This window comes from Erwinia sp. SLM-02 (assembly GCF_037450285.1).
In the GTDB taxonomy this organism is placed as follows: Bacteria; Pseudomonadota; Gammaproteobacteria; order Enterobacterales; family Enterobacteriaceae; genus Erwinia.
The window spans coordinates 554,408-579,396 of the sequence record NZ_JAQISN010000002.1 but is presented as its reverse complement, the minus strand read 5'-3'; the positions used below and the strand labels follow the sequence as shown (position 1 = coordinate 579,396).

Genomic DNA, 24,989 nt, shown 5'->3' with positions numbered 1-24,989 from the left:
AAACTATTGTTCCTTAAAAATTAATAGCCGCTCGCTGTCAAAGCAGCCGCCATTAAGATGTGAACAAATGTATATTATCGCCGAAATAGCATTCTTTGACGCCGACAGTATTAACGAGCTTCCCGGAGGGAATTCGTTATCTGACGCCTTAAATCTTGCGGCTCCCGGTCAGTTGAAGTTTCTATTAACAGTTTCACCCTAAGCGCATTGCATAAAGTTCATCGCTTTGTGCCGGATAACTGTTGGCATATTGATACATAATTCACTCCGACAAGGAAAAGCAATGAAAAAGGTACTTCTCTCTGCCGCTATGGCAACTGCATTTATCGGCCTGTCTGCAGCAAACGCGGCAGATCAGAATGTGGGTGGCGGTCAGGTTAATTTCTTCGGTAAAGTGACCGATGTTTCCTGTACTGTTTCCGTTAATGGCCAGGGCAGCGATGCCAATGTTTATTTGTCTCCGGTAACCTTAACCGAAGTGAAAGGTGCATCGGCCGATACGCTGCTGAAACCAAAATCTTTCACCATCGACGTGTCTAACTGCCAGGCCGCTGACGGCACCGCGCAGGACGACCTGACCAAGCTGGGCGTAAACTGGACCGGCGGTAACCTGCTGGCTGGCGCCACCAGCAAACAGCAGGGCTACCTGGCGAACACCGAAGCCGCCGGTGCTAAAAACATCCAGCTGGTTCTGGCTACTGACAGCGCCACCGCACTGACCAACAAAATCATCCCGGGCGACAGCACCCAGCCGAAAGTATCCGGTGACGCTGCAGCCGTGCAGGACGGTGCACGCTTCACGTATATCGTGGGCTATGCCACCAGCACCCCATCTACTGTGACCACCGGTGTGGTTAACAGCTACGCGACTTACGAAATTACCTACCAGTAATTATCGCCTGAAATTAAAGCGGCACCCGCTGCCGCTTATTTTTTTATTCTGAGGTCAGCATGAAGTCGATTGCCCTTTTTTTCTTTTCCATTTTTAGTGTCGCGGCCAGCGCCAACAATATTATTGTCAACGGCACCCGCTTTATTTATCCCGGAAATGAAAAAGAAATAACGGTGCAGCTTTCTAACACCGCCGACCGCCCGGCGCTGGCGCAAACCTGGCTGGATAACGGTAATCCCGATGCCACGCCGGATACGATCAGCACGCCTTTTATTATTACCCCGCCAATTTCCCGCGTGGATGCCAAAAGCGGGCAGACGCTGCGCATCAAACTCGGCAGCGATGCCGGACTGGCGAAAGATAAAGAAACGCTGTGGTGGCTGAACCTGCTGGAAATACCGCCGGTGGTGGCTAGCGGTAAAAATGAAGGGCAAAACGTTCTGCAGCTGGCGATCCGTTCGCGCTTCAAATTTATCTATCGCCCGACCGGGCTGGGCAACCGCGATGCGGCGGTGGAAAAGCTGGTGCTGTCCGCCAGCGGTAATCGCCTGTCGGTTTCTAACCCCACGCCGTTTTATATCACCGTCAGCCGCATCTCACGCGACGGCGGCCAGCCGCTCAACGGTAAAACGGTCATGCTTGCTCCGCAGTCGAGCCAGGTGATTGCGCTGAACGCTGCGGTGAACAAAGGCCAGACGCTGACCGTTAACAATATCAATGATTATGGTGCCGATGTTGCTGTGAAAGTCGCCGTTCAATAAGGGTGAAAATGATGAAGCAGAAGTCATTCTGCCCGGCAGGTTTACGCACGGCGATAGCAGTTGCGCTTTGCGGTTTGCCGTTTGTTTCCAGCGGACAGGAAAACCCAGGGGCGACCTACACATTTAACGATGGTTTTATCGTCGGCAGTCGCGAAAAAGTCGACCTGTCACGCTTTTCTACCAGCGCCATCACCGAGGGAACCTATTCACTTGACGTCTATACCAACGGCGAGTGGAAAGGACGCTACGATCTCAATGTCACCCGCGATCAAGACGGGAAAATGGGGATCTGCTACACCCGCGCGATGCTGTCGCAGTTTGGCATTGCCGCCGAAAAGCTTAATCCCACGCTCAGCCAGCAGGAGGGTTTCTGCGGCCGTCTGCAGGCGTGGCACAGCGAAGATACGATTAAAGATAACCTGATTCAGTCCTCCCTGCGGCTGGAAATCTCCGTGCCGCAGATTTATGAAGACCAGCGCTTTAAAAACTTTGTCAGCCCGGAATTCTGGGATAAAGGCATTACCGCGCTGAACCTGGGCTGGATGGCAAACACCTGGACCAGTCATGCTTCTGCGGGCGAGAGTTCGGACAACAGCAGCGCCTATCTGGGTATCAACGCGGGATTTTCCTGGGACGGCTGGCTGCTGAAGCACGTGGGGAATCTCAACTGGCAGCAGCAGCAGGGCAGCGCGCGCTGGAGCAGCAACCAGACCTACGTCCAGCGGCCGCTGCCGCAGGTGGATTCCATCGTCAGCGCGGGGCAGATCTTCACCAATGGTGAGTTCTTCGACACCGTTGGCGTGCGCGGTGTGAACCTGGCGACCGACGACAATATGCTGCCGGACGGGATGCGCTCCTATGCGCCGGAGATCCGCGGCGTTGCGCAGAGCAACGCGCTGGTGACGGTGCGCCAGGGCGCGAACATGATTTACCAGACCACGGTGCCACCGGGGCCGTTCGTGTTGAAAGATGTGTATCCTTCCGGCTACGGCAGCGATCTGGAAGTGTCGGTGAAGGAATCTGACGGCAGCACCGAGGTGTTTAACGTGCCCTACGCCTCGGTGGCACAGCTGCTGCGCCCGGGGATGACGCGCTATGCGCTCTCCGCCGGTAAGGTCGACGACAGCTCGCTGCGCAACCGCCCCGTATTGTACCAGGCCACATGGCAGCATGGTCTGAATAACCTGTTCACCGGCTACGTTGGCGCCACCGGCTTTAATGACTATCAGGCCTTCCTGCTCGGCACCGGAATGAATACCGGCTTTGGTGCGGTCTCCTTTGATGTTACCCAGTCGCGGCTGAAGAGCGACACGCTGAATGAAAGCGGCCAGAGCTACCGCGCCACCTTTAACCGGATGTTCACCGAAACCCAGACCAGCATCGTACTGGCGGCGTACCGCTACTCCACCAAAGGCTATTACAACCTGAACGATGCGCTGTTCGCGGTCGATCAGGAGAAATACTACGACAGCAGTTACACCCAGTGGCGGCAGAAAAACGGCCTGACCTTTACCGTAAACCAGAGCCTGCCGGACGGCTGGGGCGGCTTCTATCTGAGCGGTCGCATCTCCGACTACTGGAACCGTTCCGGCACCGAGAAGCAGTATCAGCTCAGCTACAACAATATGGCCGGCCGCCTGTCATGGTCGGTGGGGGCCCAGCGCGTTTATACCCCGGACAGCTCCGGCCACAGCCGCGACGATCGCGTGTCGCTCAACTTCAGCTACCCGCTGTGGTTTGGCGAGGGTCGCACGGCCAACCTGACCTCGAATACCTCATTTAACAACTCGCATTTCGGCAGCTCGCAGATTGGCGTCAACGGCTCGCTGGATAGCAGCAATAACCTCAACTACGGCATCTCCACCACCACCTCCAGCGGCGGTGAACATGATGTGGCGCTCAACGGCAGCTACCGCACGCCGCTGGCCACGCTGAACGGCAGCTACAGCCAGGGCGCGGGCTATCGCCAGAGCGGGCTGGGCGGCAGCGGGACGCTGATTGCCCACGGCGGCGGTGTGGTGCTGTCACCGGAAACCGGCACCACCATGGCGCTGATTGAGGCGAAAGATGCCGCCGGTGCCGAGCTGCCGGGGTCGCCGGGAACGCGCGTGGATAAGAACGGCTATGCGCTGCTGCCGTATCTGCGTCCCTACCGCATCAACGCGGTGGAAATCGATCCTAAAGGCAGCAGTGACGACGTCGCCTTCGAGCGCACGGTGGCCCAGGTGGTGCCGTGGGAAGACAGCGTGGTGAAAGTCTCCTTCAATACCGCCATTCAGCACAACATCACGCTGCTGGCTCGGCAGGCAAACCAGGCGCCGCTGCCGTTTGCCGCCTCCGTGTACGATCCGGACGGTAAGGCCATTGGCGTGGTGGGGCAGGGCAGCATGCTGTTTATCAGCGACGCGAACGCACGGCGCGCGGTGGTGAAGTGGAACGGCGGAGAGTGCTCGGTTGAGCTGAGCCAGGAAAATAATAAGGAACGAGTATGTCGCTGAGTAAGCAGCTGGTTATCTTGACGGGGCTGATGATGATGGGAACAACGTCTGCCTGGGCAGCCTGTTCTCGTCTCTCCCAGCCGACGGTGCAGCTGGATATGGTGGTGGGCAGGGTGGTTGTGCCGCCCGATCTGCCGGTGGGGTCGGTGATTGCCACCCGCAACTGGACGATGAATGCGCCCGGTGGCTCCAGCTACAGCTGTACGTCAGGAACCAACCGCTTTGTGGCGAAGATGGCGCTGGCGGGCAGCACCAATCTGGGCAATAAGGTGTTTTCCACCAACGTGCCGGGAATTGGCATGCGCTTCAGCCGCGGCGGGGCCACGGTCAATATTGTCTACCCGGATACCTTTTCCTCAACGGTGGCCAGAACCACCAGTTATTCCCTTGAGGGGTCGCGTTTTACCCTGGAAATTATTAAAACCGCCACCACCACCGGGAGTGGGACGCTGGCGGCGGGGAAATATACCAGCTACGACTGGGAAAACGGTAACAACCCCATTCTGGATACCTACCTGAGCGCCAATGCAATCACCATTGTTTCGCCCTCGTGTACGGTGCTGAGCGGCACCAATATGAATGTGGACGTGGGGACGATTAAGCGCTCCGATTTAAACGGGGTGGGGACGACCGCGGGCGGCAAAGATTTTAATATTCAGCTGCAGTGCAGCGGCGGTTTAAGCGCCGCCGGGTTTGCGAATATCAATACGACCTTCTCCGGGAATCTTGCCACCAATACCACCGCGACCAAAGGGGCGCTGATTAACGAGAAAACCGGTAATTCAGCCGCGAAGGGCATTGGCGTGCAGGTGCTGAAGGAGGGAACGCCAATTGAATTCAATAAAAAATACAGCATCGGTACCCTGCAAAGTCAGGAAACGCGCTATATCACCTTGCCCTATCGTGCACGGTTCTACCAGTATCTGCCGACCACCAGCACGGGCGAAGTGGAATCTCATATGGTCTTTAACCTGACGTACGATTAATCCACGAGGTGAATATGAGCGAATCCGTATTGCATTTAACGATAGAAAAGATCGTTAAGATGATTCTGGTGGGTAGCGCTTTAACCGTTTTCTCAGCCCCGGGTCAGACACCCTTCTATGATGACGGGCGCATCGATTTTCGCGGCAGCGTCAGCGACACATCATGCAGCGTGGCACTGAATGGCAGCAATAACGCCGGCAGCGGAAATATCTGGCTGGCGCCGGTCAGCCTGAGCGAAGTTCATCAGCGCGGGGCGGGCGCCTTTATGAAACCGCAGGCCTTCACGCTGGAGCTGTCAAAATGCCAGCTTAACCATCCGGTCGGAGACGATGCGCGAATGCCACTGCCGGTGGTCAGCGTGCGATGGATAAGCGGCGTGGGAATTAGTGCGGTGAATAACGCCAATACCGATTATCTGGAGAATATTTTACCCGATGGCGCCCGTCATATTTATCTGGCTCTGGCGACCAATGGCGACGGTACGCTGGCGGCGGAAAATAGAATTGTTCCGGCCGATCCACAGCAAAATCAGGTTCAAATGCAGGACCAATCGGTGAGCCGTGGGATATTAACCTACTATATTGGCTACGTGACGACCGCTCCACAGCAGGTCACCAGCGGCCCGATTAGCAGCCTGGCAACGCTGGAGCTGGACTATCATTAACCCCTCTAAATAATGCCGGATATTTCCGGCATATCAGAGAGTCACCGGTTCTTTTATTAGCTGTTCGATACTGACTTCCTGCCAGTAAAATCCCTGCATCGCGAACCACTCCATGCCGTTTAACCAGCGCTTATGCTCTTCATTCTCTACGCCTTCAATTACCACCCGATGATTATTTTTCGATAAAAAAGTAATTAATGTGGCCATCAGCTGGCGTCCGTGGTCCTTTTTCATCAGGTGCCAGAAAAACTGTTTATCAATTTTGACATAATTGAAGTGATAACCGCGGATGGCACTGATACCGGCATGACCAGAACCAAAGTCATCCAGCCATAATGAGATGTTTAAGGGAAACGGCCGGTTTGCCAGGGCCTGGTTCAGTAAACTCATTGAGTATTCAGCCACCTCAAAATGGACGTGGCTTAACTTTTCAATTCTGTCCGCGATATCCTCACGCTGAATCACCGAGAGGGTATGATCGTCAATGTTGATGGTGAGAAAAACACCATTTTCAAGGAACCAGCGGTGGTGCTGCTCTGCCTGCGCCAGCTGTTCGATAAAAATAGCTTCACGTAGTGAATTGTTTACATTACGAAAAAAATACTCTGGCGAGACGGCGCTCAGGTCAAAGCGGCTCAGGCATTCAACGGCAACGAGTTTCCCCTCGGGAGAAAACATCTTCTGATAGACATAGCGAATGGCTATGTCGTTACGAGATAACGTGTCGTTAAGCATCGTATTGCTCATTATATTCCGGTGTCAGTTTTTATTTGAGTTGTCATCGCCGGCGGCAATGACAATCAGAATACGCTACAGGTTATTAAATCTGTAAAGCAGGGATTACTAAAATCGTCTGGCCTTCAGCTTTTGATCGACGGTTATTTTTAAAACGATATCCTCTATGTATTTTTTTGTGTCGGGGTTTTTATAGTTGAACTTACAGGAGATACGAAAAGCACTCCGCTCGTGAGAACGGTTCTGATAAACCGGGGTCACATTAACCACTTTCAGGCTGGCGACAATAATACCGTATTCTGCAAGTGAAATCTCCACATTGTCTAATGCCATTCCTTTATCCATGAACTTTTTTTTGAATGATTCGGATATAAATGAACATCCTCCCTCAGAGAGATCGTTGATTGTGCATTTATAGCTCTCGCCACTTTTATGGCGGCCGGAGCAAAAAAAACCGAAATCATTTTTTACGCGCACGCGTTGAGTTAATCGCCGCTGTGAAATTTTGATGCCAGCAGGTAAAAAAAAAGCAAGGGCATTAGTGGTGTTTTCAGGGTCATACTCAGCGTTTAGCATTGCGCTAAATTCAATTTTTCCCAATTGACTGTGCAGCACAAAGGAAAACATTGTATTATCAGCAATGGCTGGAAAATCCAAATCGTCAGGATTAATATAAAAACATGAGAAATCAACCTTTTTAATATTCGCGGACCACAGTTCTCCTTTATGGTTAATGTCTATTTCAGATTTAACTCTGCACTCTTCTCTCAAGATGGCCAGTATTTCATACTTTGATTCTTTTAAGATCCCCACTGACATTCCATATCCTCTCATGCTATTTTTTTTAGTACCATTTTGGTCTTTATCCTATAGGAAAAAATCACCACTTAGTGCAAGAGATTGTGAGGGTCGTCTATTGTTAATGTTTAAATAATAGATGAAGACAATTAACAGGTACTTGACAGTTTGGTTGTTTATTCTCCCATGTCATATAATTTAAAATAACACTTATTTATTATGTGGTTATTGTTGTGTTGTTTAAACCAATGATAAACACACTTTTGGTAGCGCGTTTGTTACGGTGAATAAGCCACGGGTGCTCTGTTCTATTTTTTATTTTGTACTGAGAGGGAGGGGTGAATTGTAGGGTTTTTACCTCAGGCTCAATTTTTCAATCCCACTGGCCGCGTGATGTTTGTCGTATTTTTGAATGAAGAATTTCTGACAGATAATAGCCGTGATGAGGCGCATCGCACCTGCGGGCCGCAGGTCGAAAGCGTATTTTATTGTGCCGCTCAATTCTCCTGCGTATGGTCCGGCGAGTGTTCCCCCCCTGAAGTCAGCCCCCCGGGAGAATAGCGGCTAATAAGGTTTAAAGCTGTGACGTTAATTTCATGATTCTGAAACGATTGTCCTTTCCTCGCCGTACCGGAGCCGGGATTACGCCAGGTCGACAAACTGGCGTTCATCGGCAATTTCTTTTTTTTTCTGCCCGATTTCTCCCCTCGCGTGACCTCTTTGATGAGCTTTCGATTCAATACCTTCAGGGAACCGCGTAATGACCATAAAAAATACAGTCCGCCCGACGCGCGCCGGGGCCGCCTCTGGCCGTAGTCGCCTTGCTATTGCTATCACCGGCCTGCTGGCCGCCACCGCCGTCGCGCCCGTTGGCGCGCTGGCGCAGTCCGCGACGCTGCAGCAGCCAGCAGCGAAGACCTTCTCGGTTCCGGCCGGGGATCTGGCGGGGGCGCTGCGCAGCGCCGCCGGCCAGGCGGGCGTCATCCTGATTTTCACCCCGGAGCAGACCCGCGGGAAAAACAGCGCCGGCGTGCGCGGCAGCTACGGCGTTGATCAGGCGCTGGACATTCTGTTGGCCGGCAGCGGCCTGCGCGCTGAACAGACTGACAGCGGCTACCGGCTGGTCGACAGCGCGGCGGAACAGGTTCTCGCCATTCCAGAGCTGTCGGTGGTCGCCGGGCTGTCCGACAGTACCTCCGCCGGGCGCTCCACGCTTGACCAGCAGGACATCGACCGCATCCAGGCCGACAACGTCGCCAGCCTGCTCGACAAGCTGCCGGGCGTGTCGATGGCCGGTTCGCCCCGTCCGGGTGGGCAGAGCCTGAATATCTGGGGCATGGGCGACATGGAAGACGTTAAGGTGGTGCTGGACGGCGCGCCAAAGGGCTTCGAAAAGTATCGCCAGGGTTCGGTATTTATTGAGCCGGAGCTGCTGAAGCGCGTGAGCGTCGACAAGGGTCCGCATAACATTCAGAACGCCAACGGTGGCTTCGGCGGCACCATCACGATGGAAACTAAAGACGCCGGCGATATGCTGCGTCCGGGTGAAGATCTCGGCGGCCTGCTGAAATACAGCTACCACACCAACGATCGTCAGGGCACTTACAGCGGCGCGCTGTACGGCCGCAGCGAGGAGGGATTTGCCGACGGCCTGCTGTACGCCAGTCGCCGCGACGGCGGTAACATCAAGCGCCCGGACGGCACGCGCTTCGCCTATTCTGAGAACGATCAGACCTCCTACCTGCTGAAAACTAACCTCTATCTGACCGACTCGCAGACCCTGACCCTCTCGGCGATGCGTTCCGAATCCGACGGCTGGCAGCCGTTTGCCGCCAAACGCGACGACATCGCCGCACCGAGCCAGGCGAACATCGACCGCTACGGCTATGAGGAGGCCTGGCGTCGCATTCTGGTTTACCGCGACCAGAAGGACAGCAACTACTCGGCGAAGTGGAACCTCGCCCCGGAGTCACAGCCGCTGGTCAATCTGACCGTGGCGCTGGCCTATTCGAAAACCGAGCAGCACGACCGGCGGCCTGATTCCGCCTCGCAGTCCAGCTATCTCGGCACGCTGGGCAACGAGAGCTGGGTGAGCTATACCGACCGCCAGCTGGACGTCAGCAACGTGAGCGAGTTCAGCAGCGGGCCGCTGGAGCACAAGCTGCTGGTTGGTATGCAGCTGCACAAGCACGACCGTGATACGTTGATGTACTACCCGTCCGGCGCGACCAACGCCAGCTACAACTACGGCTACTTCCAGCCTTACTATATGCCGGCGGGTAAACAGGAGACGCGCAGCGTCTACCTGCAGGACGCGGTGAGCTACGGCGACCTGACTATCACCCCTGGCCTGCGCTACGACCACGTCACCAACACCGGACGGCCGAACCTCGCGCCGCGTTATAACGACAGCGATCCGCTGGCCGGCCACGACTACAGCAGTGTGACCTACACCGGCTGGTCGCCGCACCTCGGCACCATCTGGAAGGCGACGCGTAACGTCTCACTGTTTGCCGACGTCAGCCGCACCTGGCGCGCGCCGGTGATCGACGAGCAGTACGAAGTGCAGTCCGCCGCTTCCAGCGTGCCGGGCACCAGCCGCAATCTGCAGGTGGAGCGCATTACCGGCATCCGGCTGGGCGCGGTGCTGGACTTCAACGACCTGCTGCTGGACAAGGACAGCCTGCAGATCCGCACCACCCTGTTCCGCAACCGCGGAAAGAACGAGATCTTCTACCGTCGCGGCGTGCTGTGCGAAGAGGGCAGCTGCGGCCAGCCGCTCTCCAACTACCGCAACCTGCCGGGCTACACCATTGAAGGGTTCGAGGTTGAGTCGTTCTACGACAGCGAAAGCGTGTTCGGCAGCCTGTCGCTGTCATCGATTCGCGGTAAGCGCGACGGCTCACCGCGCGACCCGTGGGGCAATGAAACATGGATCGCCGAAATCCCGCCGACGACCGCGCATGCGATGCTTGGCCTGAAAGTGCCGCAGGCGAATCTGGCCTTCGGCGTAACCGGCGACTTCGTGCGCAAGCAGGACCGCTCGCCGGTGGATGGCGATCCCCAGGCGGCGGTCTGGGCGCTGCCGAAAACCTCCGGCTACGCGCTGTACGGCCTGTTCGCTTCGTGGGAGCCAAACTTCTGGCGCGGTCTTGAGGCGCGGGTCACCGTCGATAACCTGCTGAACCACAACTACTATCCGTACCTCGGCGAATCGGTTTCCGGCGTCGGCCGCAATTTCAAGTTTAGCGTCAGCCAGCGTTTCTAAACCTTCCTCCCAGCGGGGGCCACAGCGGCCCCCGAACCGCACGCGCTGCCGCATACCGGGGTAAAGCGCGTTAAAATTCAGCAATAACTTGACACGCCATTTACATTATCTAAATAATAATGATTGTTATTTTCACTATCATTACTATCGGGTGTTTTGCATGGCGAGGAAACAGACCGCAGCGTCCCACGGTTTTGCCGAACAGCTCTACCTTGAGCATCACAGCTGGCTGTGCAGCTGGCTGCGCAACAGGGTTAGCTGCCCGTCCCATGCGGAAGATCTGGCGCAGGATACCTTTATCGGCATCCTGCTCAGCCCGCAGCTGTTGACTATCCGCGAGCCGCGCCCGTTCCTGGCTACGGTGGCACGTCGCCTGGTCGCCAACTTCTACCGGCGTAAAAAGATTGAAGATCACTACCTGCAGGCGCTCGCCGAGCTGCCGGAAGAGGCGATCCCCTCGCCGGAAGTGCGCCAGCAGGCGATTGAAATGCTGGAGCAGCTCGACCGCGCGCTGGACGGGCTGCCGCCGCACGTGCGCGAAGCGTTCCTGCTGGCGCACCTGCAGGGCATGCGCTACGGCGATATTGCCGAACGCCTGCGCGTATCAAGCAGCTCGGTGAAACAGTACCTGCAGCGCGCCAATCTGCACTGCTTCTTTGCGCTGTCGGCGTGATGACGGCGGAGGGGGGCGCGATGGCTGAAGAGATTGACCCGCAGAGCGCACGCGAGGCGGTGGCGTGGCTGACGCAGCTGATGTCGGAAGAGGCGGACGGTAAGGATAAGGACGGCTGGCAGCGCTGGCTGGCGGCCAGCCCGGAAAACGCGCGGGCCTGGCAGCATATCAGCCGCTTCTCCTCGCAGTTCTCGCTGCTGAACGGCGAGGCGGCGCACCGCAGCCTGTCGACGGTCGCTAACCCGCAGCGCCGTCGGCTGCTGCGCTGCGCGGCCGGCATCGGTTTGATCGGCGCGGTCGGTGCCGGGACGATGCCCTGGCGATCGTGGCAGGCCGACTACCGCACGGCGATCGGCGAGCAGCGGCGGGTCATGCTGAGCGACGGCACCGATCTGCTGCTGAACACGCAGACCGCGGTGAACGTCAGCCTGCCGCAGCTGCGCCTGCTGCAGGGCGAAATACTGGTCGCCTCACCGCGCAGGGGCATGCCGCTGCAGCTGTCGCTGCCGCAGGGCAGCGTGCAGGCGCACAACGGCCGCTTCAGCCTGCGGCTGCGCGACGACTATAGCGAGCTTGCGGTCTATCACGGCCAGCTCAGCGTCACGCCTCTGGATGGCCGGCGCTCCACCCTCAACGCGGGCTACAGCGGCCGGTTGAATCTCAGCGGTTTCCGCGAAGCGGGCAGGGTGAGCGGGGAACCCGGCTGGCAGCAGGGAATGCTGTACGCCGACAATATGCGGCTGGATGACTTTCTCGCCGAGCTGGCGCGCTACCGGCGCGGCGTAATCCGCTGCGATCGGCAGGTCGCCGGCCTGCGGCTGTCGGGCGCCTTCCCGCTCGCTGACACCGATCGGATTATCGCCTCGCTGCCCGGCACGCTGCCGGTTCAGGTCAGCTCGCTGTCGAAATACTTCATCAGCATCTCGTAGCCGGCCATCAACAGAAGAATACGCTCAAAAAAAGTGGTGTTAATATTTATGGAAGAATATAAAACTACAATAAAGAGAATTTAAGATAAATAACCCCATAATTCAGCGCGGTTCTGCCCGTTTCTCTCCGCTCGGGTGACCTCAGGGTAATCCCCCGATTGTTCTCCGGCATATCGGGCACCTTTCACGGCCAATCCGGGTACCGCTGCTTATGATCGCTTACTCCGTCCTTCCCTCCAGCCCGTTTCCCGCCTCGCGGCAGCAGCGCCGCCGGGCCGCGGCCGGCCTGCTTACCCTGGCGCTGCACGGCGCGCTGCTGCTGTGGTTGAGCTACCGTGCGGCGCCCCCGCCGCCGCTGCCCGCCGCACAGCCGATGCTGCTGCTGGCGGTCGCCGAGCAGGCCGAGTCGGTGCCGGACAGCGAGAAAAGGCCGACCGGCGTGCGCCAGGTGCAGGCGATCGCCGCGCAGGCCGAGCCAACCCGGCAGACCGCGCCGCAGCTGACGGAGGCGCCCGACGCCCTGATTCACCGTACGACCGCCGCCGCACAGCCTGACAAAACTCCGGTGGAGAAGCAGAAACCCCCGAAGCGTCCGGTGGAAAAGGCGCTGCCGAACCCGCCCTCCCGCGCGGCGGCCGCGCCGGATACCAGCGCACCGCCACCGATGGCGGGAAAAACCGTTGCCGCCCCGCGTAACCAGGCCGCAGCCCAGCCCAGCCGCAACGCCTCGGCGTGGAGCGGCGAACTGCTGGCGCATCTCAGCCGCTACAAGCGCTACCCGGCGATCGCGCTGCGCCAGCAGCGGCAGGGCGTAGCGCAGATTAGCATTACCCTCGACCGTCAGGGCAGGGTGCTGGCGGTGAAGCTGCTGCACTCAAGCGGCGTCAGCTCGCTGGATCGGGAAACCACCGAATTACCGCTGCGCGCGTCGCCGGTGCCGCCGCCGCCGCCGGAGATGGCCGCAGGCATGGCCGAGGTCAGCATCAGCCTCCCGGTGCGCTTCGACCTGAAAGAAGCGCGCAAATAGTCCAAAGCGCCGACAACGCTTACCGCTGCGCAGCAGATTCACACCACCGTAGCAGCGCCCGCTTTTGGCTGTGGGTTCATCGTTTTCTTGACGTGCAGGGAATGTGTCAAAGCACTTTCAGGATGGTAGCCCGGGAGGCCGTAACTTAGGGTGTATGGGCAATTTGAGGTGTGGCAGGCAACGTCACAGCGGCCCGAAAGGCGGGTAACTGTGTGAGAGAAATGCTCAGGCTGGATGGAAGTAGCAAAGTCGCGGTATGTGGCTAAGACAAAAGAAATCTACCGGAGTCCCAGAAAGCAAAAACCCGCCGTGAGGCGGGTTCTTTAATTTTGGTGCCCGAACCCGGAATCGAACCAGGGACACGGGGATTTTCAATCCCCTGCTCTACCGACTGAGCTATTCGGGCAACGGGGCGCATTAAACCGTAATGGCCGTTCGACGTCAACGGCTTTGTCATAAAAAATACCTGAATCCCCGCTGACTGCCTGCTTTTTGCTCTGATGGCGCAAAAGGTGTTCAGGACAGCGCGCCGTTTTTGCGGCACATGGCAATAGCGAGTACGTCCTCCGCCAGCCTGCGGGCGATTTCAACTTCCTGCACCTTACGTTTAACCAGCAGACGAGACAGGCAGCCCTCCAGAATTAACTCCATCTGATGAGCGACCAGGGCGACGTTATCCGCCTCCAGCGTAGCCAGCAGCTCGTGGGTATACTGCCACGACGCTTTCTTCTGCTGTTCAGCAAGCTGATGGATCGGATGGTCGGCATGAGGATAAAAACTGCAGGCGGCGATAAACAGGCAGCCGGGATAGCGCTGATTTTTTACCGCGTCTTCCAGAACCTGGTAGCGCGCCAGCAGTTTTTGCCCGGCGCTGAGGCTGTCATCCAGCAGCAGCTTGCGTCGCCAGACATCGATTTGATCGCCGTGGTAGCGCAGGGCGTCATAAAGTAACGCTTCGCGATCGGGCCAGAAGCGCCGGATCTCTTCTTCCGAACAGTCCAGCTCGCCTACCAGCATCGTCAGGGAGGTGGTGGCCGCGAGTCCGTCTCTCTCGAGGATATTCAGGGCATGCTCGAGTACTTGTTCACGCTGCAATGGGCTCTCCTTTTCTGTTCCGCACTGACGGGGTCAGGGATGCGTTTTAAGACCTTAGTGTTGTTTATGGTGACACTTTCTGCAAATGTTTAAGAAAATCATCCGGCTTCATAAACCCGGTTACGCGCGAACCGGGGATCTCGTGACCGCCGGCATCGAAAAACAGAATAGTCGGCAGCCCCAGCACCTGTAAATGCTGCAGTAAGGCGCTGTCCGTGGTGCTGTTGGCGGTGACGTCCGCCTGCAATAGCTGAATGCTGTTCAGCACCGACTGTACCTGCCTGTCGCTGAAGGTGTATTTCTCAAACTCTTTGCATGCCACGCACCAGTCCGCGTAGAGGTCGAGCATGGTGATTTTGCCACCGCTGGCCTGTAGCTGCTGGTCGAGCTGCGCCGCGCTGCTGATGCGCTGGAAGTTAAGGTGTGCATCTGCCACTGCGCTGGCCGGCGTGCCAAACGCCCAGTCCTGCAGCGGGCGGGCGGCAATCAGCATCGCCGCCAGCAGCGTCACCTGTACCACACGCAGCCAGCCGCGCTGGCTCTTCAGGCTGCTGATAAACGCCCAGCCAAAGAAGGCGACGCCCAGCAGGCTCCACAACCGTAGCCCCCAGACGTCCCCGACCACCCGCTCCAGCAGGAAAACCGGCAGGGCAAGGATCACGAAGCCGAAGCCCTCTTTGACCGTTTGCATCCATGGGCCGCTCTTCGGCAGCAGACGGTTGCCAAACAGCGTAATGGCGATCAGCGGCAGGCCCATCCCCAGCGCATAGAGATAGAGCGTCCCGGCGCCCGCCAGCATATTGCCGCTCTGGGCGATGTACAGCAGGATGGCGCTCAGCGGTGCGGTGGTGCAGGGGGAACAGATTAATCCGGCCAGGGCGCCCATCAGGAACACGCCGGGCAGCGAGCCGCCCTGCTGGCGATTGCTCCACAGGGTCAGGCGGGTTTGCAGCGCGGAAGGCAGCTGAAGGGTAAACAGACCGAACATCGACAGGGCGAGCACGATAAATAGCACCGACAGGCCGATCAGTACGGCAGGGGCCTGCAGTGCGGCCTGGAAACGCAGACCGGCTGCCGCCACGATAATGCCCATCACCGTATAGGTCAGCGCCATGCCCTGAACGTAGATCATCGCCAGCATAAACAGGCGGCCCAGGCTGAATTTACGGCTGCCGCCGAGAATAATCCCGGAAATCAGCGGGTACATCGGCAGCACGCAGGGGGTAAAAGCGACGCCGATGCCGATCAGCAGCGCCCAAAGCGGGGAGAACGGCAGCGAGGAGGGCTCCTCAGACGGCGTGCTGGAGGCGGCCGGCGGCTTTTCAACCGCGGAGGGGTTACCGGCTGCGGCAGGTGGCGCTTCAATAGCGGACGGAGAACGGGCTGCGAGAGGTGAAGCTTCTGCAACGGGTGGGGTACTGGCTGCGGAAGGTGAAGCTTCAGCCGGTGCCGTCGTGACGGAGTCGCCCGGTACGGACGAGGGTTCCTGCCCGAAGACTGCGCTCAGCGGCACGCTGCGGGTTTCCGGCGGATAGCAGAATCCGACGGCGGCGCAGCCCTGATAGGTGACGGTAAGCTGCGCTCCGCTACCCGCCTGCTGAATGGTGAACGGCAGCGTGAGGTTTTCCGGATAGATTTCGGTTTTGCCGTAGAACTCATCCTCATGCGGCTTGCCGGCGGGCAGCGCCCACGGTGCCAGCGTGGCGTTCTGCACGTTGATATGGATCTGCTGACGATAAAGGTAGTAGCCAGGCTTAATCTGCCAGCTCAAAGTGAGCTGGTTTTCCTGCTGACTGAAGTCAAAAGCAAAAGCCTGATTAACCGGCACAAACTGGCCGTTACTGCCCTGGCCGAAAAGCGATGCGCTGGAACTGATGCTGAACAGGGTACACAGCAGCAGTAAAAAAGAAGTCAAAATTCGTGGGATCATAACGGGCGTTTGCTCTCTCCATTCGGGGCTGAAACAGGCCGGAAAGCGGCGCTGTCGGCTATTCCTTGTACGGCAAACGCAGATAATAGCATGGCAATACGGGGATGGCTTTTTCAGGATGATGTCGATGGTGGTGCGCGGGCCGCGCACGATGGCGTTCGGCCCGCAGCAGCCAGGGCTACAGCACTAAATGCCCAATCAGGAAGCCGAAGACCACGGAGAGAATAATCGCCAGGGTGCCGGGGATCAGGAATGAGTGGTTGAAGACGAAGCGGCCAATACGCGTGGAGCCGGTATCGTCCATCTCAACGGCGGCAAGCAGCGTCGGGTAAGTCGGCAGCACAAACAGCGCCGATACCGCCGCGAAAGAGGCCACCGCCGTGACCGGCGACACGCCGAGCAACAGTGCGGCAGGCATCAGCGCTTTGGTGGTGGCGGCCTGGGAATAGAGCAGCGTTGAGGCGAAGAACAGGACGATAGCCAGCATCCACGGATAGCTGTCCAGCAGCTCGCCGGCAACGGTCTGAATATCGCCGATATGCGCTTTGACAAACGTATCCCCCAGCCAGGCAACGCCCATCACGCAGACGCAGGCGCTCATACCGGACTTGAAGGTGCTGGCGCTGAGGATCTCACCGGTATCCACCTTACAGACCAGGCAGATCAGCGTGGCGACGGTCAGCATAAATACGACGATTGCTTCGTTACGCGGCAGGACCGGGTTCTGGATCAGACCGACGGCGTCGCTGATGGCCGTGGCGTAAAACACCACCGCCACGATGCCGATTAAAAACAGCAGCACGGACAGCTTCGCGCCGGGTTTCTCTTTAAATTCGCTGGCGCCGCGCAGCGTCACCTCGCCTTTCGCCAGCCGGGCCTGGTACACCGGATCGTCTTTCAGCTCTTTACCAAGGAAGTTGGTCACCAGCGCTGCGACAAAAATAGCGGCCATCGTTGAGGGGATGGCCACCGCCAGCAGCCCAAGATAGCTGACGCCTTTCGGCTCCAGCAGCGCGGCCAGAAACACGACAGCGGCGGAAATCGGTGAGGCGGTAATGGCAATCTGTGAGGCCACCACGGCGATCGACAGCGGGCGGGAAGGGCGCACGCCCTGCTCTTTAGCCACTTCGGCAATCACCGGCAGGGTGGAGAAGGCGGTATGGCCGGTCCCCGCCAGCAGCGTCATACCGTAGGTGACCAGCGGTGCCAGAAAGGTAATATAGCGCGGGTGCTTACGCAGCAGCCGCTCGGCCAGGTTGACCAGGTAATCCATCCCGCCGGCGATCTGCATCGCGGCAATGGCGGCAATCACCCCCATGATGATTTCAATGACGTCAAAGGGTATGGCTCCGGGCTTTATCTGGAACCCCAGGGTAAGCACCAGCACGCCTAAACCACCGGCAAAACCAATCCCAATCCCCCCCAGACGGGCACCCAGGTAGATAGCCAGCAGGACAACGACAAGCTCGGGTAGCAACATCTATGTGCTCCTTAAATTACTGATAATAAGTTGTTAATGATTTGTAGACCGTGGAAAGTAAAAAGGCACGTCGTTCGCTGAACTGACGTGCCTTAAAAGGGCTATTGGGTAAATCGCTTATTTTTAGTTTTCATCGGTGTAGCGTTTTGCTTTGTAAACCGGGAACATCAGGTTCTGGGTCGAGAAAATGTCATCCAGCTCGCTTTCGGTCAGCAGTCCGCGCTCCAGCACCACTTCACGCACGCTTTTACCGGTTTCGGCACAGATCTTACCGACGATATCGCCGTTGTGGTGGCCGATATACGGGTTGAGGTAGGTGACGATACCGATGGAATTAAACACGTAGGCTTCGCATACCGCTTTGTTGGCGGTGATGCCGTCGACGCATTTTTCCAGCAGGTTGTAGCAGGCGTTAGTCAGAATATGGACGGACTCAAACAGCGCCTGGCCAATCACCGGCTCCATCACGTTCAGCTGTAGCTGACCCGCCTCGGAGGCCATGGTCACGGTAATGTCGTTACCAATCACCTTGAAACAGACCTGATTGACCACTTCCGGCACCACCGGATTGACCTTGGCCGGCATGATGGAAGAGCCTGCCTGCAGCTCCGGCAGGTTAATCTCGTTCAGGCCGGCGCGCGGTCCGGAAGAGAGCAGGCGCAGGTCGTTACAGATTTTCGACAGCTTCACCGCCAGGCGCTTCAGCGAGCTGTGGACCATGACGTAGGCACCGCAGTCGGAGGTCGCTTCAATCAGGTCTTCCGCCGGTACGCACGGCAGCCCGCTGACTTCAGCCAGTTTCTGCACCGCCAGCTGCTGGTAGCCGTCCGGCGTATTCAGTCGGGTACCGATGGCGGTCGCGCCAAGGTTCACTTCCAGCAGCAGTTCAGCGGTGCGCAGAATGCTTTTAATCTCTTCGTTCAGCAGCACGTTAAAGGCATGGAACTCCTGGCCGAGGGTCATCGGCACGGCGTCCTGCAGCTGGGTACGACCCATTTTCAGGATGGTCTGGAATTCGACGGCTTTACGCTGGAAGCCTTCGCTAAGCTGGGCAATGGCATCAAGCAGCTTGAGGATCGAGCTGTATACCGCGATGCGGAAACCGGTGGGATAGGCATCGTTGGTGGACTGGCATTTATTAACGTGATCGTTTGGGTTGAGGTACTGATACTCGCCTTTCTGGTGGCCCATCAGCTCAAGGCCGATATTGGCCAGCACCTCATTGGTGTTCATGTTGACCGAGGTTCCCGCGCCGCCCTGATACACGTCGATGGGGAACTGATCCATACATTTGCCGTTGTTCAGCACTTCATCACAGGCGCTGACGATCGCATTGGCGACGTTGCGTGGGATAGTTTGCAGCTCTTTGTTGGCCAGCGCGGCGGCTTTTTTCACCATCACCATGCCGCGGACAAATTCGGGAATGTCGCTGATTTTACTGTTACTGATGTAGAAGTTTTCAATCGCACGCAGAGTATGAACACCGTAGTAAGCATCCGCCGGAACTTCACGTATACCTAACAGATCTTCTTCGATACGAATGTTATTAGCCATGAGAACCTTCTTGTTAGAACTGCCGGGAAATCTTCACAATTTAAGCGCCTGCCTTCTCTGGCAACCGGTACCGATCGTTTCGTCAGCACGGAGTAGATCCTGCGCACGGTCCGTGTACAACGAATTTCAGCAACAATAACCAGCTCGGAATCAGGTCACCGGGGATTATCGTGGCGTTAAACGCCCTGAGCCGTATTTTATCCGTTCGTGACCGCTCAGGCACGATCATATTCTGTTACCAGTTAAAAGACGTAATCCAGATCACTTAAAGCGTGTGCCATTTCAAACATCTTCAATAATATGTGATCGCCGCGGCAAAAGATGTGGGGGGACGAATTTCCACATTTATAGTTGAAAACGGGGTATGCCGCTCCCATCTTCTATAATATCGGTCCTCAGGATCGCCATTTTCTGCCGTCCTGCCATCAGCGGGACGGCCACTGACAGAGGAGAATACGGTGCGTTGGTTACCGTTCTTAGTGGTTTTTGTGCTGGTCTGGATCGAGATTTCGCTCTTTATTCAGGTCGCTCACGTGCTTGGGGTCTTGTTCACCATGCTGCTGGTGATTTTTACCTCCTGCATTGGTATCTCGCTGGTGAAAAACCAGGGGATGAAGAATTTTATGCTGATGCAGCAAAAACTTAACGCGGGTGAAAGCCCTGCTGCCGAAATGGTGAAGAGCGTTTCACTGATTCTGGCGGGCTTCCTGCTGCTGATCCCGGGCTTTTTCACCGACTTCATTGGCCTGCTGCTGTTACTGCCGCCGGTGCAGAAGCATCTGACGCTGAAACTGATGCCGCATCTGCGCGTCTGGGGCGGCGCGCGTCCCGGTACCGGGGCGGGGTTTACCGTCGACGGCGAGTATGAGCGTAAAGAAAGTCAGCTGATTGAACATGACGACCGTGATGATAAACGTTAGTCGACTGGCATAACCCTACCCAACGGCGCGGACGGATGTTCGCGCCGTTTTTTATGGTTTACGGTGTTTAAAAAATGGGCGAACGGAAGCACAAGCAAAAAAAATATTTTCTAGCCCTTGAAAGGGGGTTGTTCCGTCCTTATCTCTTCCGTCACGAGGCCAGCTTCGAGCGAAGCCCGGCATTCATCCCAAAAGACTGATTGGACTTCTCAAAGGAGAGCTATCAATGAAAATTCGTCCACTGCACGACCGTGTGATTGTTAAGCGTAAAGAAGTTGAATCTAAATCTGCAGGCGGCATCGTGCTGACCGGTTCCGCAGCGGGCAAATCGACCCGTGGCGAAGTGCTGGCTGTAGGTAACGGTCGTATCCTGGAAAGTGGCGAAGTGAAGCCGCTGGACGTGAAAGTTGGTGACGTGGTGATTTTCAACGAAGGCTACGGCGCGAAAACCGAGAAGATCGACAATGAAGAAGTGCTGATCATCTCTGAAAACGACATCCTGGCGATTGTTGAAGCGTAATTTACGCGAAACTCACTGAACGTAACGAATTTAAGGGAAATTATAAAATGGCAGCTAAAGACGTAAAATTCGGTAATGACGCTCGCGTAAAAATGCTGCGCGGTGTGAACGTACTGGCAGATGCAGTAAAAGTTACCCTGGGCCCGAAAGGCCGTAACGTGGTTCTGGATAAATCTTTTGGTGCACCGACCATCACCAAAGACGGCGTGTCCGTTGCGCGTGAGATCGAACTGGAAGACAAGTTCGAGAACATGGGCGCTCAGATGGTGAAAGAAGTGGCTTCTAAAGCTAACGATGCTGCGGGCGACGGTACCACGACTGCAACCGTACTGGCTCAGTCCATCATCACTGAAGGCCTGCGCGCAGTTGCCGCTGGCATGAACCCAATGGACCTGAAGCGCGGCATCGACAAAGCCGTTATTGCAGCCGTTGAAGAACTGAAAAAACTGTCCGTTCCTTGCTCTGATTCTAAAGCGATCGCTCAGGTTGGTACGATTTCTGCCAACTCCGACGAAACCGTGGGCGAACTGATCGCTCAGGCGATGGAAAAAGTCGGTAAAGAAGGCGTTATCACCGTTGAAGAAGGCACCGGCCTGCAGGACGAGCTGGACGTGGTTGAAGGTATGCAGTTCGATCGCGGCTACCTGTCTCCTTACTTCATCAACAAGCCAGAAACTGGCGCCATCGAGCTGGAATCTCCATTCATCCTGCTGGCTGACAAAAAAATCTCTAACATCCGTGAGCTGCTGCCAGTACTGGAAGCCGTAGCGAAAGCCGGTAAACCACTGCTGATCGTGGCGGAAGATGTTGAAGGCGAAGCGCTGGCAACGCTGGTGGTTAACACCATGCGCGGCATCGTGAAAGTGGCTGCGGTTAAAGCACCTGGCTTCGGCGACCGTCGTAAAGCTATGCTGCAGGACATCGCTGTGCTGACCGGTGGTACCGTGATCTCTGAAGAGATCGGTATGGAACTGGAAAAAGCCACCCTGGAAGATCTGGGTCAGGCTAAGCGCGTTGTGATCAACAAAGACACCAGCACCATCATCGATGGTACCGGTGACGAAGCAGCCATCTCTGGCCGTGTTGCTCAGATCCGTCAGCAGATTGAAGAAGCCACTTCTGACTACGATCGTGAAAAACTGCAGGAGCGCGTAGCGAAACTGGCAGGCGGCGTAGCCGTACTGAAAGTGGGCGCAGCAACTGAAGTTGAAATGAAAGAGAAGAAAGCACGCGTTGAAGATGCCCTGCACGCGACCCGTGCTGCGGTAGAAGAAGGCGTGGTTGCCGGTGGTGGTGTGGCGCTGGTTCGCGTGGCTTCTAAGCTGCTGGAACTGCGTGGCCAGAACGAAGACCAGAACGTGGGTATTAAAGTTGCGCTGCGCGCAATGGAATCACCTCTGCGTCAGATCGTTGCCAACGCCGGTGAAGAGCCGTCTGTCGTGACCAACGCCGTGAAAGCGGGTGAAGGTAACTACGGCTACAACGCACAGACTGAAGAATACGGCGATATGATCGACTTCGGTATCCTGGACCCAACTAAAGTGACCCGTTCTGCTCTGCAGTACGCGGCATCTGTTGCTGGCCTGATGATCACCACCGAATGCATGGTGACCGACCTGCCAAAAGGCGACGCGCCTGATTTAGGCGGTGCTGGCGGCATGGGCGGCATGGGTGGTATGGGCGGAATGATGTAATTCCTCCCCCACTTGACCGCCGCAGGCGGGAAAGTAGCCACGCCCGGTAAGGTTCGCCTTACCGGGCGTTTTACTTTGTACGATCGGTTCAGGGTTACTCACAGGTGAGCGCGAGTTGTTGATACAGGCTCTCCGGGTCGTCGTCGGGCGGCAACCGGTATCGGATGTCACACTGCTCGGTCGAGTGATTAACTTTGACATGTAACTGCCCCTCGTTTGCCGCATTCTCTATAAACACCACGCCATCATCGACTGCCTCAGCGACAATTTTCCGATCGTCCCAGACGGTACTGCCTTTTGGCAACAGCCGGCCGTCGGCCAACGAGATCGTCATTAACAACCGCGTGCCTGTCAGCATGGCGACATTAACGGTTTTGACCGTACCGTATGCGGGGCGAAGGGTGCGGTGCCCGTTTGAGACATCCGCATTTTTCGGAAGCCGTTCGACATCAATATCAATGGCGTTATCGTGCCAGGCTGCCAGCGAGGGGATCACTGCCATTCCGCGCCAGTCTGTCCAGGCGGTTCCCCCCGGAGTGTTAACGGGGATACCTGCAAGCGGATCGCTGAGTTTGATCAGGCCGTAGGTGCTCTGGACGGGATTGTTACTGAAGGTGATGCCCCGTTTGTGGGCGACCACGCTTCCGCTGGTGCTGACGCTGTAGTTGCGATAGTGCTTGTTATCCACCAGCAGATTAAGATTCACATTGGTATAGCGTAAATCGTTGGAAAGTGAAGCCTGCAGAGACCGGTTACGTTCGCTCTGTTCTTCTTCTACGGCAAGCTGCAATTCACTCTGGCTGTTCAACGGCATGCTGACGCTGGTGCCTGGCAGGCGTCGCCGATCGTAGGCGCGATAGTAATGGCGGAAGCGTTTCTCACCCAGCGGCCAGCTAAAATTAATGTTCACGCTGTTATTGTTCCTTGTGCCCCCGCTGCCGTGAGCGGCACTGGCCGTCAGAAGTAGCCCATGACTGAAACGTCGATTCCAGTTGATCATGTAATAACGCCAGGTCCCTTCATCGGAATACGTTGTTGACCGAGTGTGATTGACCGACAGCGTTCCAAGCCAGTCTGTCGTCCAGCCAAGGCCCACGCTGACTTCCAGATTATCCCTGCTGTAGTAGTCATGCTTACGGCTTCTGGTGTGGCTTGCGGCTTCTACTAACGTTAAAAAGCCTGCGGTATTCTTGTTTACGCCCAAAGACAATGACAGATTATTGCCCAGATCGTGATTGCTGTAAGCACGCAGCTGGACGCTTTGATTATGCTGATAGCGATTCTGCACCAGCAGCGCCTGCAGGTGGAATGACTGACCCGTCATTGATTCAGGGCTACCGCTTACCGAAGCGGCCACGGACTGATAGTTGTCGCTAAACAGTACCCCGGAACGTAACGACCAGCGATTTAGCAGGCGCCAGTTATGGTTCATCGTCAGTAATGCCGGAACATTGCCGCTGTCAGAATAGTTTTTCAGTTTCCCCATCGCCACGCTGTATCCCTGCGGTGCCGGTTGTGATGCCGCCGCAAGCTGCGTGACGGGAACAACAAACTGGTGGGTTTCGCCCTGGGTTTCAACCACCGTGACCTGAAGTTCTGCATTAACATTTTGCACGGGGATGTTGGTCAGATGAAACGGCCCGGCAGGTACTAAGGTGCTATAAATCAGCCGATCGTATTGACGAACTTCGACGCGTGCCTGAGGCGTGTTTGCGATGCCGTCAATCTCTACTCCGCTGGCGTCAGCCCGATCCGAGTGCATGCCGTCAGGAAATAGCTGCACCCCTTTAAGTAAGCCGATGGAAAAAAGCGTGTTTTGCGCATTAATCTCACCTGCCTGTACGATGCGATTCAGGCTGCCGAAATAATGCTCCAGATAGGTTGAGTTAACCGCGGCAGTGATTTTCCCATGTTCGTCCTGAATATTTTGCTGGCTGCGCAGTAGCCAGTTGGACACATTGATGCCGCTGTTAAGCGATAACCAACTGTAGCGCTGAGTTCCATCTTTAAACGTATTCACGTTGGTGAAAGAGTTATAGTTAACGTGTGCAGCCGTACCGCCGGATTCTGCCGCCAGATCGTCTTGTTGCAGCCACTGTGGCGGCACCACAATACTCAGCGTCTGTGTCTCAGGCTGCCAGGCGATGCTGGCGTCGGGGTGCTCACCAATCCAGTCGTAGCAATCTGCTGCACTGATGACTTCGGGTGGGATTAAGCCGAGGGATTCAAACATCTCGGGAGTAAAGCATACCGTGCCCTGGTCATTAGCCTGAATCTGAAACGACCCAACAAAGTTACCGTTCAGAGTGATATCAACCAGATTCAGACCTTTTGGTATGGCATTTAATTCATCAAGGGTATCCATGTTTTCAGAGATGATACCGCGGCGCTTAAGCGCCACCATGTCCCAGTTTTCATCAGTGCTCTCTTTCTGGCTGCTGGCTTCCGCCGGTTTGGCGTAATTGAACACAATCACAAGGAGTAACGTACTGGTCAGAATTCCAGATTTTTTTAACACGCCATCCTGGGCGTTTTGTGCGGCCAAAATCCCTTTCCTCGTCACG

Annotated in this window: 19 protein-coding genes and 1 tRNA gene; 12 read left to right on the top strand and 8 right to left on the bottom strand. The window is 56.5% G+C overall.

Annotation, left to right across the window (positions count from 1 at the left end; translation table 11 throughout):
• Positions 1–283 precede the first annotated feature (283 nt).
• Genes PGH32_RS15875 through PGH32_RS15855 form a run of 5 tightly spaced genes read left to right on the top strand, consistent with a single transcriptional unit; the run spans position 284 to position 5,802 of the window.
• Positions 284–892 (top strand): fimbrial protein, encoded by a 609-nt coding sequence (locus tag PGH32_RS15875; protein WP_314417563.1) that lies wholly within the window; start codon positions 284–286, stop codon positions 890–892.
• 59 nt (positions 893–951) lie between these two features.
• Positions 952–1,653: a fimbrial biogenesis chaperone gene (locus PGH32_RS15870; protein ID WP_337894514.1), complete on the top strand. Its 702-nt coding sequence runs from the start codon at positions 952–954 to the stop codon at positions 1,651–1,653.
• An 11-nt stretch (positions 1,654–1,664) separates the two neighbouring features.
• Positions 1,665–4,151 (top strand): fimbria/pilus outer membrane usher protein, encoded by a 2,487-nt coding sequence (locus PGH32_RS15865; RefSeq protein WP_337894641.1) that lies wholly within the window; start codon positions 1,665–1,667, stop codon positions 4,149–4,151.
• Positions 4,142–5,137: a fimbrial protein gene (locus tag PGH32_RS15860; protein WP_337894513.1), complete on the top strand. Its 996-nt coding sequence runs from the start codon at positions 4,142–4,144 to the stop codon at positions 5,135–5,137. The genes PGH32_RS15865 and PGH32_RS15860 overlap by 10 nt, the downstream gene beginning before the upstream one ends.
• Positions 5,138–5,151: 14 nt before the next feature.
• Positions 5,152–5,802 (top strand): fimbrial protein, encoded by a 651-nt coding sequence (locus tag PGH32_RS15855; RefSeq protein WP_443112792.1) that lies wholly within the window; start codon positions 5,152–5,154, stop codon positions 5,800–5,802.
• A 33-nt stretch (positions 5,803–5,835) separates the two neighbouring features.
• Here PGH32_RS15855 and PGH32_RS15850 read toward each other — a convergent pair whose 3' ends face one another.
• Together PGH32_RS15850 and PGH32_RS15845 are read right to left on the bottom strand one after the other, a co-directional pair.
• On the bottom strand, positions 5,836–6,549 hold the full coding sequence (locus PGH32_RS15850) for an EAL domain-containing protein (RefSeq protein WP_337894512.1): 714 nt from the start codon (positions 6,547–6,549) through the stop codon (positions 5,836–5,838).
• 96 nt (positions 6,550–6,645) lie between these two features.
• Positions 6,646–7,356: a flagellar brake protein gene (locus PGH32_RS15845; protein ID WP_314417577.1), complete on the bottom strand. Its 711-nt coding sequence runs from the start codon at positions 7,354–7,356 to the stop codon at positions 6,646–6,648.
• A gap of 739 nt (positions 7,357–8,095) precedes the next feature.
• Here PGH32_RS15845 and PGH32_RS15840 point away from each other — a divergent pair.
• From PGH32_RS15840 to PGH32_RS15825, 4 genes are all read left to right on the top strand, one after another.
• Positions 8,096–10,603: a TonB-dependent receptor gene (locus PGH32_RS15840; RefSeq protein WP_337894511.1), complete on the top strand. Its 2,508-nt coding sequence runs from the start codon at positions 8,096–8,098 to the stop codon at positions 10,601–10,603.
• Positions 10,604–10,763: 160 nt separating this feature from the next.
• Positions 10,764–11,276: a sigma-70 family RNA polymerase sigma factor gene (locus PGH32_RS15835; protein ID WP_314417582.1), complete on the top strand. Its 513-nt coding sequence runs from the start codon at positions 10,764–10,766 to the stop codon at positions 11,274–11,276.
• A 20-nt stretch (positions 11,277–11,296) separates the two neighbouring features.
• Entirely contained in the window at positions 11,297–12,205 is a 909-nt protein-coding gene (locus PGH32_RS15830) for a DUF4880 domain-containing protein (protein WP_337894510.1), read from the top strand.
• A gap of 211 nt (positions 12,206–12,416) precedes the next feature.
• Positions 12,417–13,232 (top strand): TonB family protein, encoded by an 816-nt coding sequence (locus PGH32_RS15825; protein ID WP_314417586.1) that lies wholly within the window; start codon positions 12,417–12,419, stop codon positions 13,230–13,232.
• A gap of 330 nt (positions 13,233–13,562) precedes the next feature.
• Here PGH32_RS15825 and PGH32_RS15820 read toward each other — a convergent pair.
• From PGH32_RS15820 to aspA, 5 genes are all read right to left on the bottom strand, one after another.
• A tRNA-Phe gene (locus PGH32_RS15820) sits at positions 13,563–13,638 on the bottom strand.
• Positions 13,639–13,748: 110 nt separating this feature from the next.
• Entirely contained in the window at positions 13,749–14,327 is a 579-nt protein-coding gene (dicD, locus tag PGH32_RS15815; protein ID WP_314417589.1) for a division control transcriptional repressor DicD, read from the bottom strand.
• 64 nt (positions 14,328–14,391) lie between these two features.
• The gene (locus PGH32_RS15810) at positions 14,392–16,257 is read right to left on the bottom strand and encodes a protein-disulfide reductase DsbD (protein WP_443112791.1); all 1,866 of its coding nucleotides are present in this window, start codon (positions 16,255–16,257) and stop codon (positions 14,392–14,394) included.
• Positions 16,258–16,435: 178 nt separating this feature from the next.
• The gene (locus PGH32_RS15805) at positions 16,436–17,737 is read right to left on the bottom strand and encodes an anaerobic C4-dicarboxylate transporter (RefSeq protein WP_314417593.1); all 1,302 of its coding nucleotides are present in this window, start codon (positions 17,735–17,737) and stop codon (positions 16,436–16,438) included.
• 123 nt (positions 17,738–17,860) lie between these two features.
• Entirely contained in the window at positions 17,861–19,291 is a 1,431-nt protein-coding gene (gene aspA / locus PGH32_RS15800) for an aspartate ammonia-lyase (protein ID WP_105592115.1), read from the bottom strand.
• A 458-nt stretch (positions 19,292–19,749) separates the two neighbouring features.
• Between aspA and PGH32_RS15795 the strand changes: the two genes are divergently transcribed.
• The 3 genes from PGH32_RS15795 to groL all read left to right on the top strand — a co-directional run bounded on the left by PGH32_RS15795 (position 19,750) and on the right by groL (position 22,425).
• The gene (locus PGH32_RS15795; protein ID WP_314417599.1) at positions 19,750–20,211 is read left to right on the top strand and encodes an FxsA family protein; all 462 of its coding nucleotides are present in this window, start codon (positions 19,750–19,752) and stop codon (positions 20,209–20,211) included.
• A gap of 226 nt (positions 20,212–20,437) precedes the next feature.
• Positions 20,438–20,731 (top strand): co-chaperone GroES, encoded by a 294-nt coding sequence (locus PGH32_RS15790; protein ID WP_105592113.1) that lies wholly within the window; start codon positions 20,438–20,440, stop codon positions 20,729–20,731.
• Positions 20,732–20,778: 47 nt separating this feature from the next.
• Positions 20,779–22,425 carry a chaperonin GroEL gene (groL, locus tag PGH32_RS15785; protein ID WP_314417601.1) on the top strand — a complete coding sequence of 549 codons (1,647 nt, stop codon included), beginning with the start codon at positions 20,779–20,781 and terminating at the stop codon, positions 22,423–22,425.
• A 94-nt stretch (positions 22,426–22,519) separates the two neighbouring features.
• On the opposite strand, the gene PGH32_RS15780 is transcribed toward groL, so the two are convergent.
• The gene (locus tag PGH32_RS15780) at positions 22,520–24,943 is read right to left on the bottom strand and encodes a fimbria/pilus outer membrane usher protein (RefSeq protein ID WP_337894508.1); all 2,424 of its coding nucleotides are present in this window, start codon (positions 24,941–24,943) and stop codon (positions 22,520–22,522) included.
• Between the last annotated feature and the right edge of the window lie 46 nt (positions 24,944–24,989).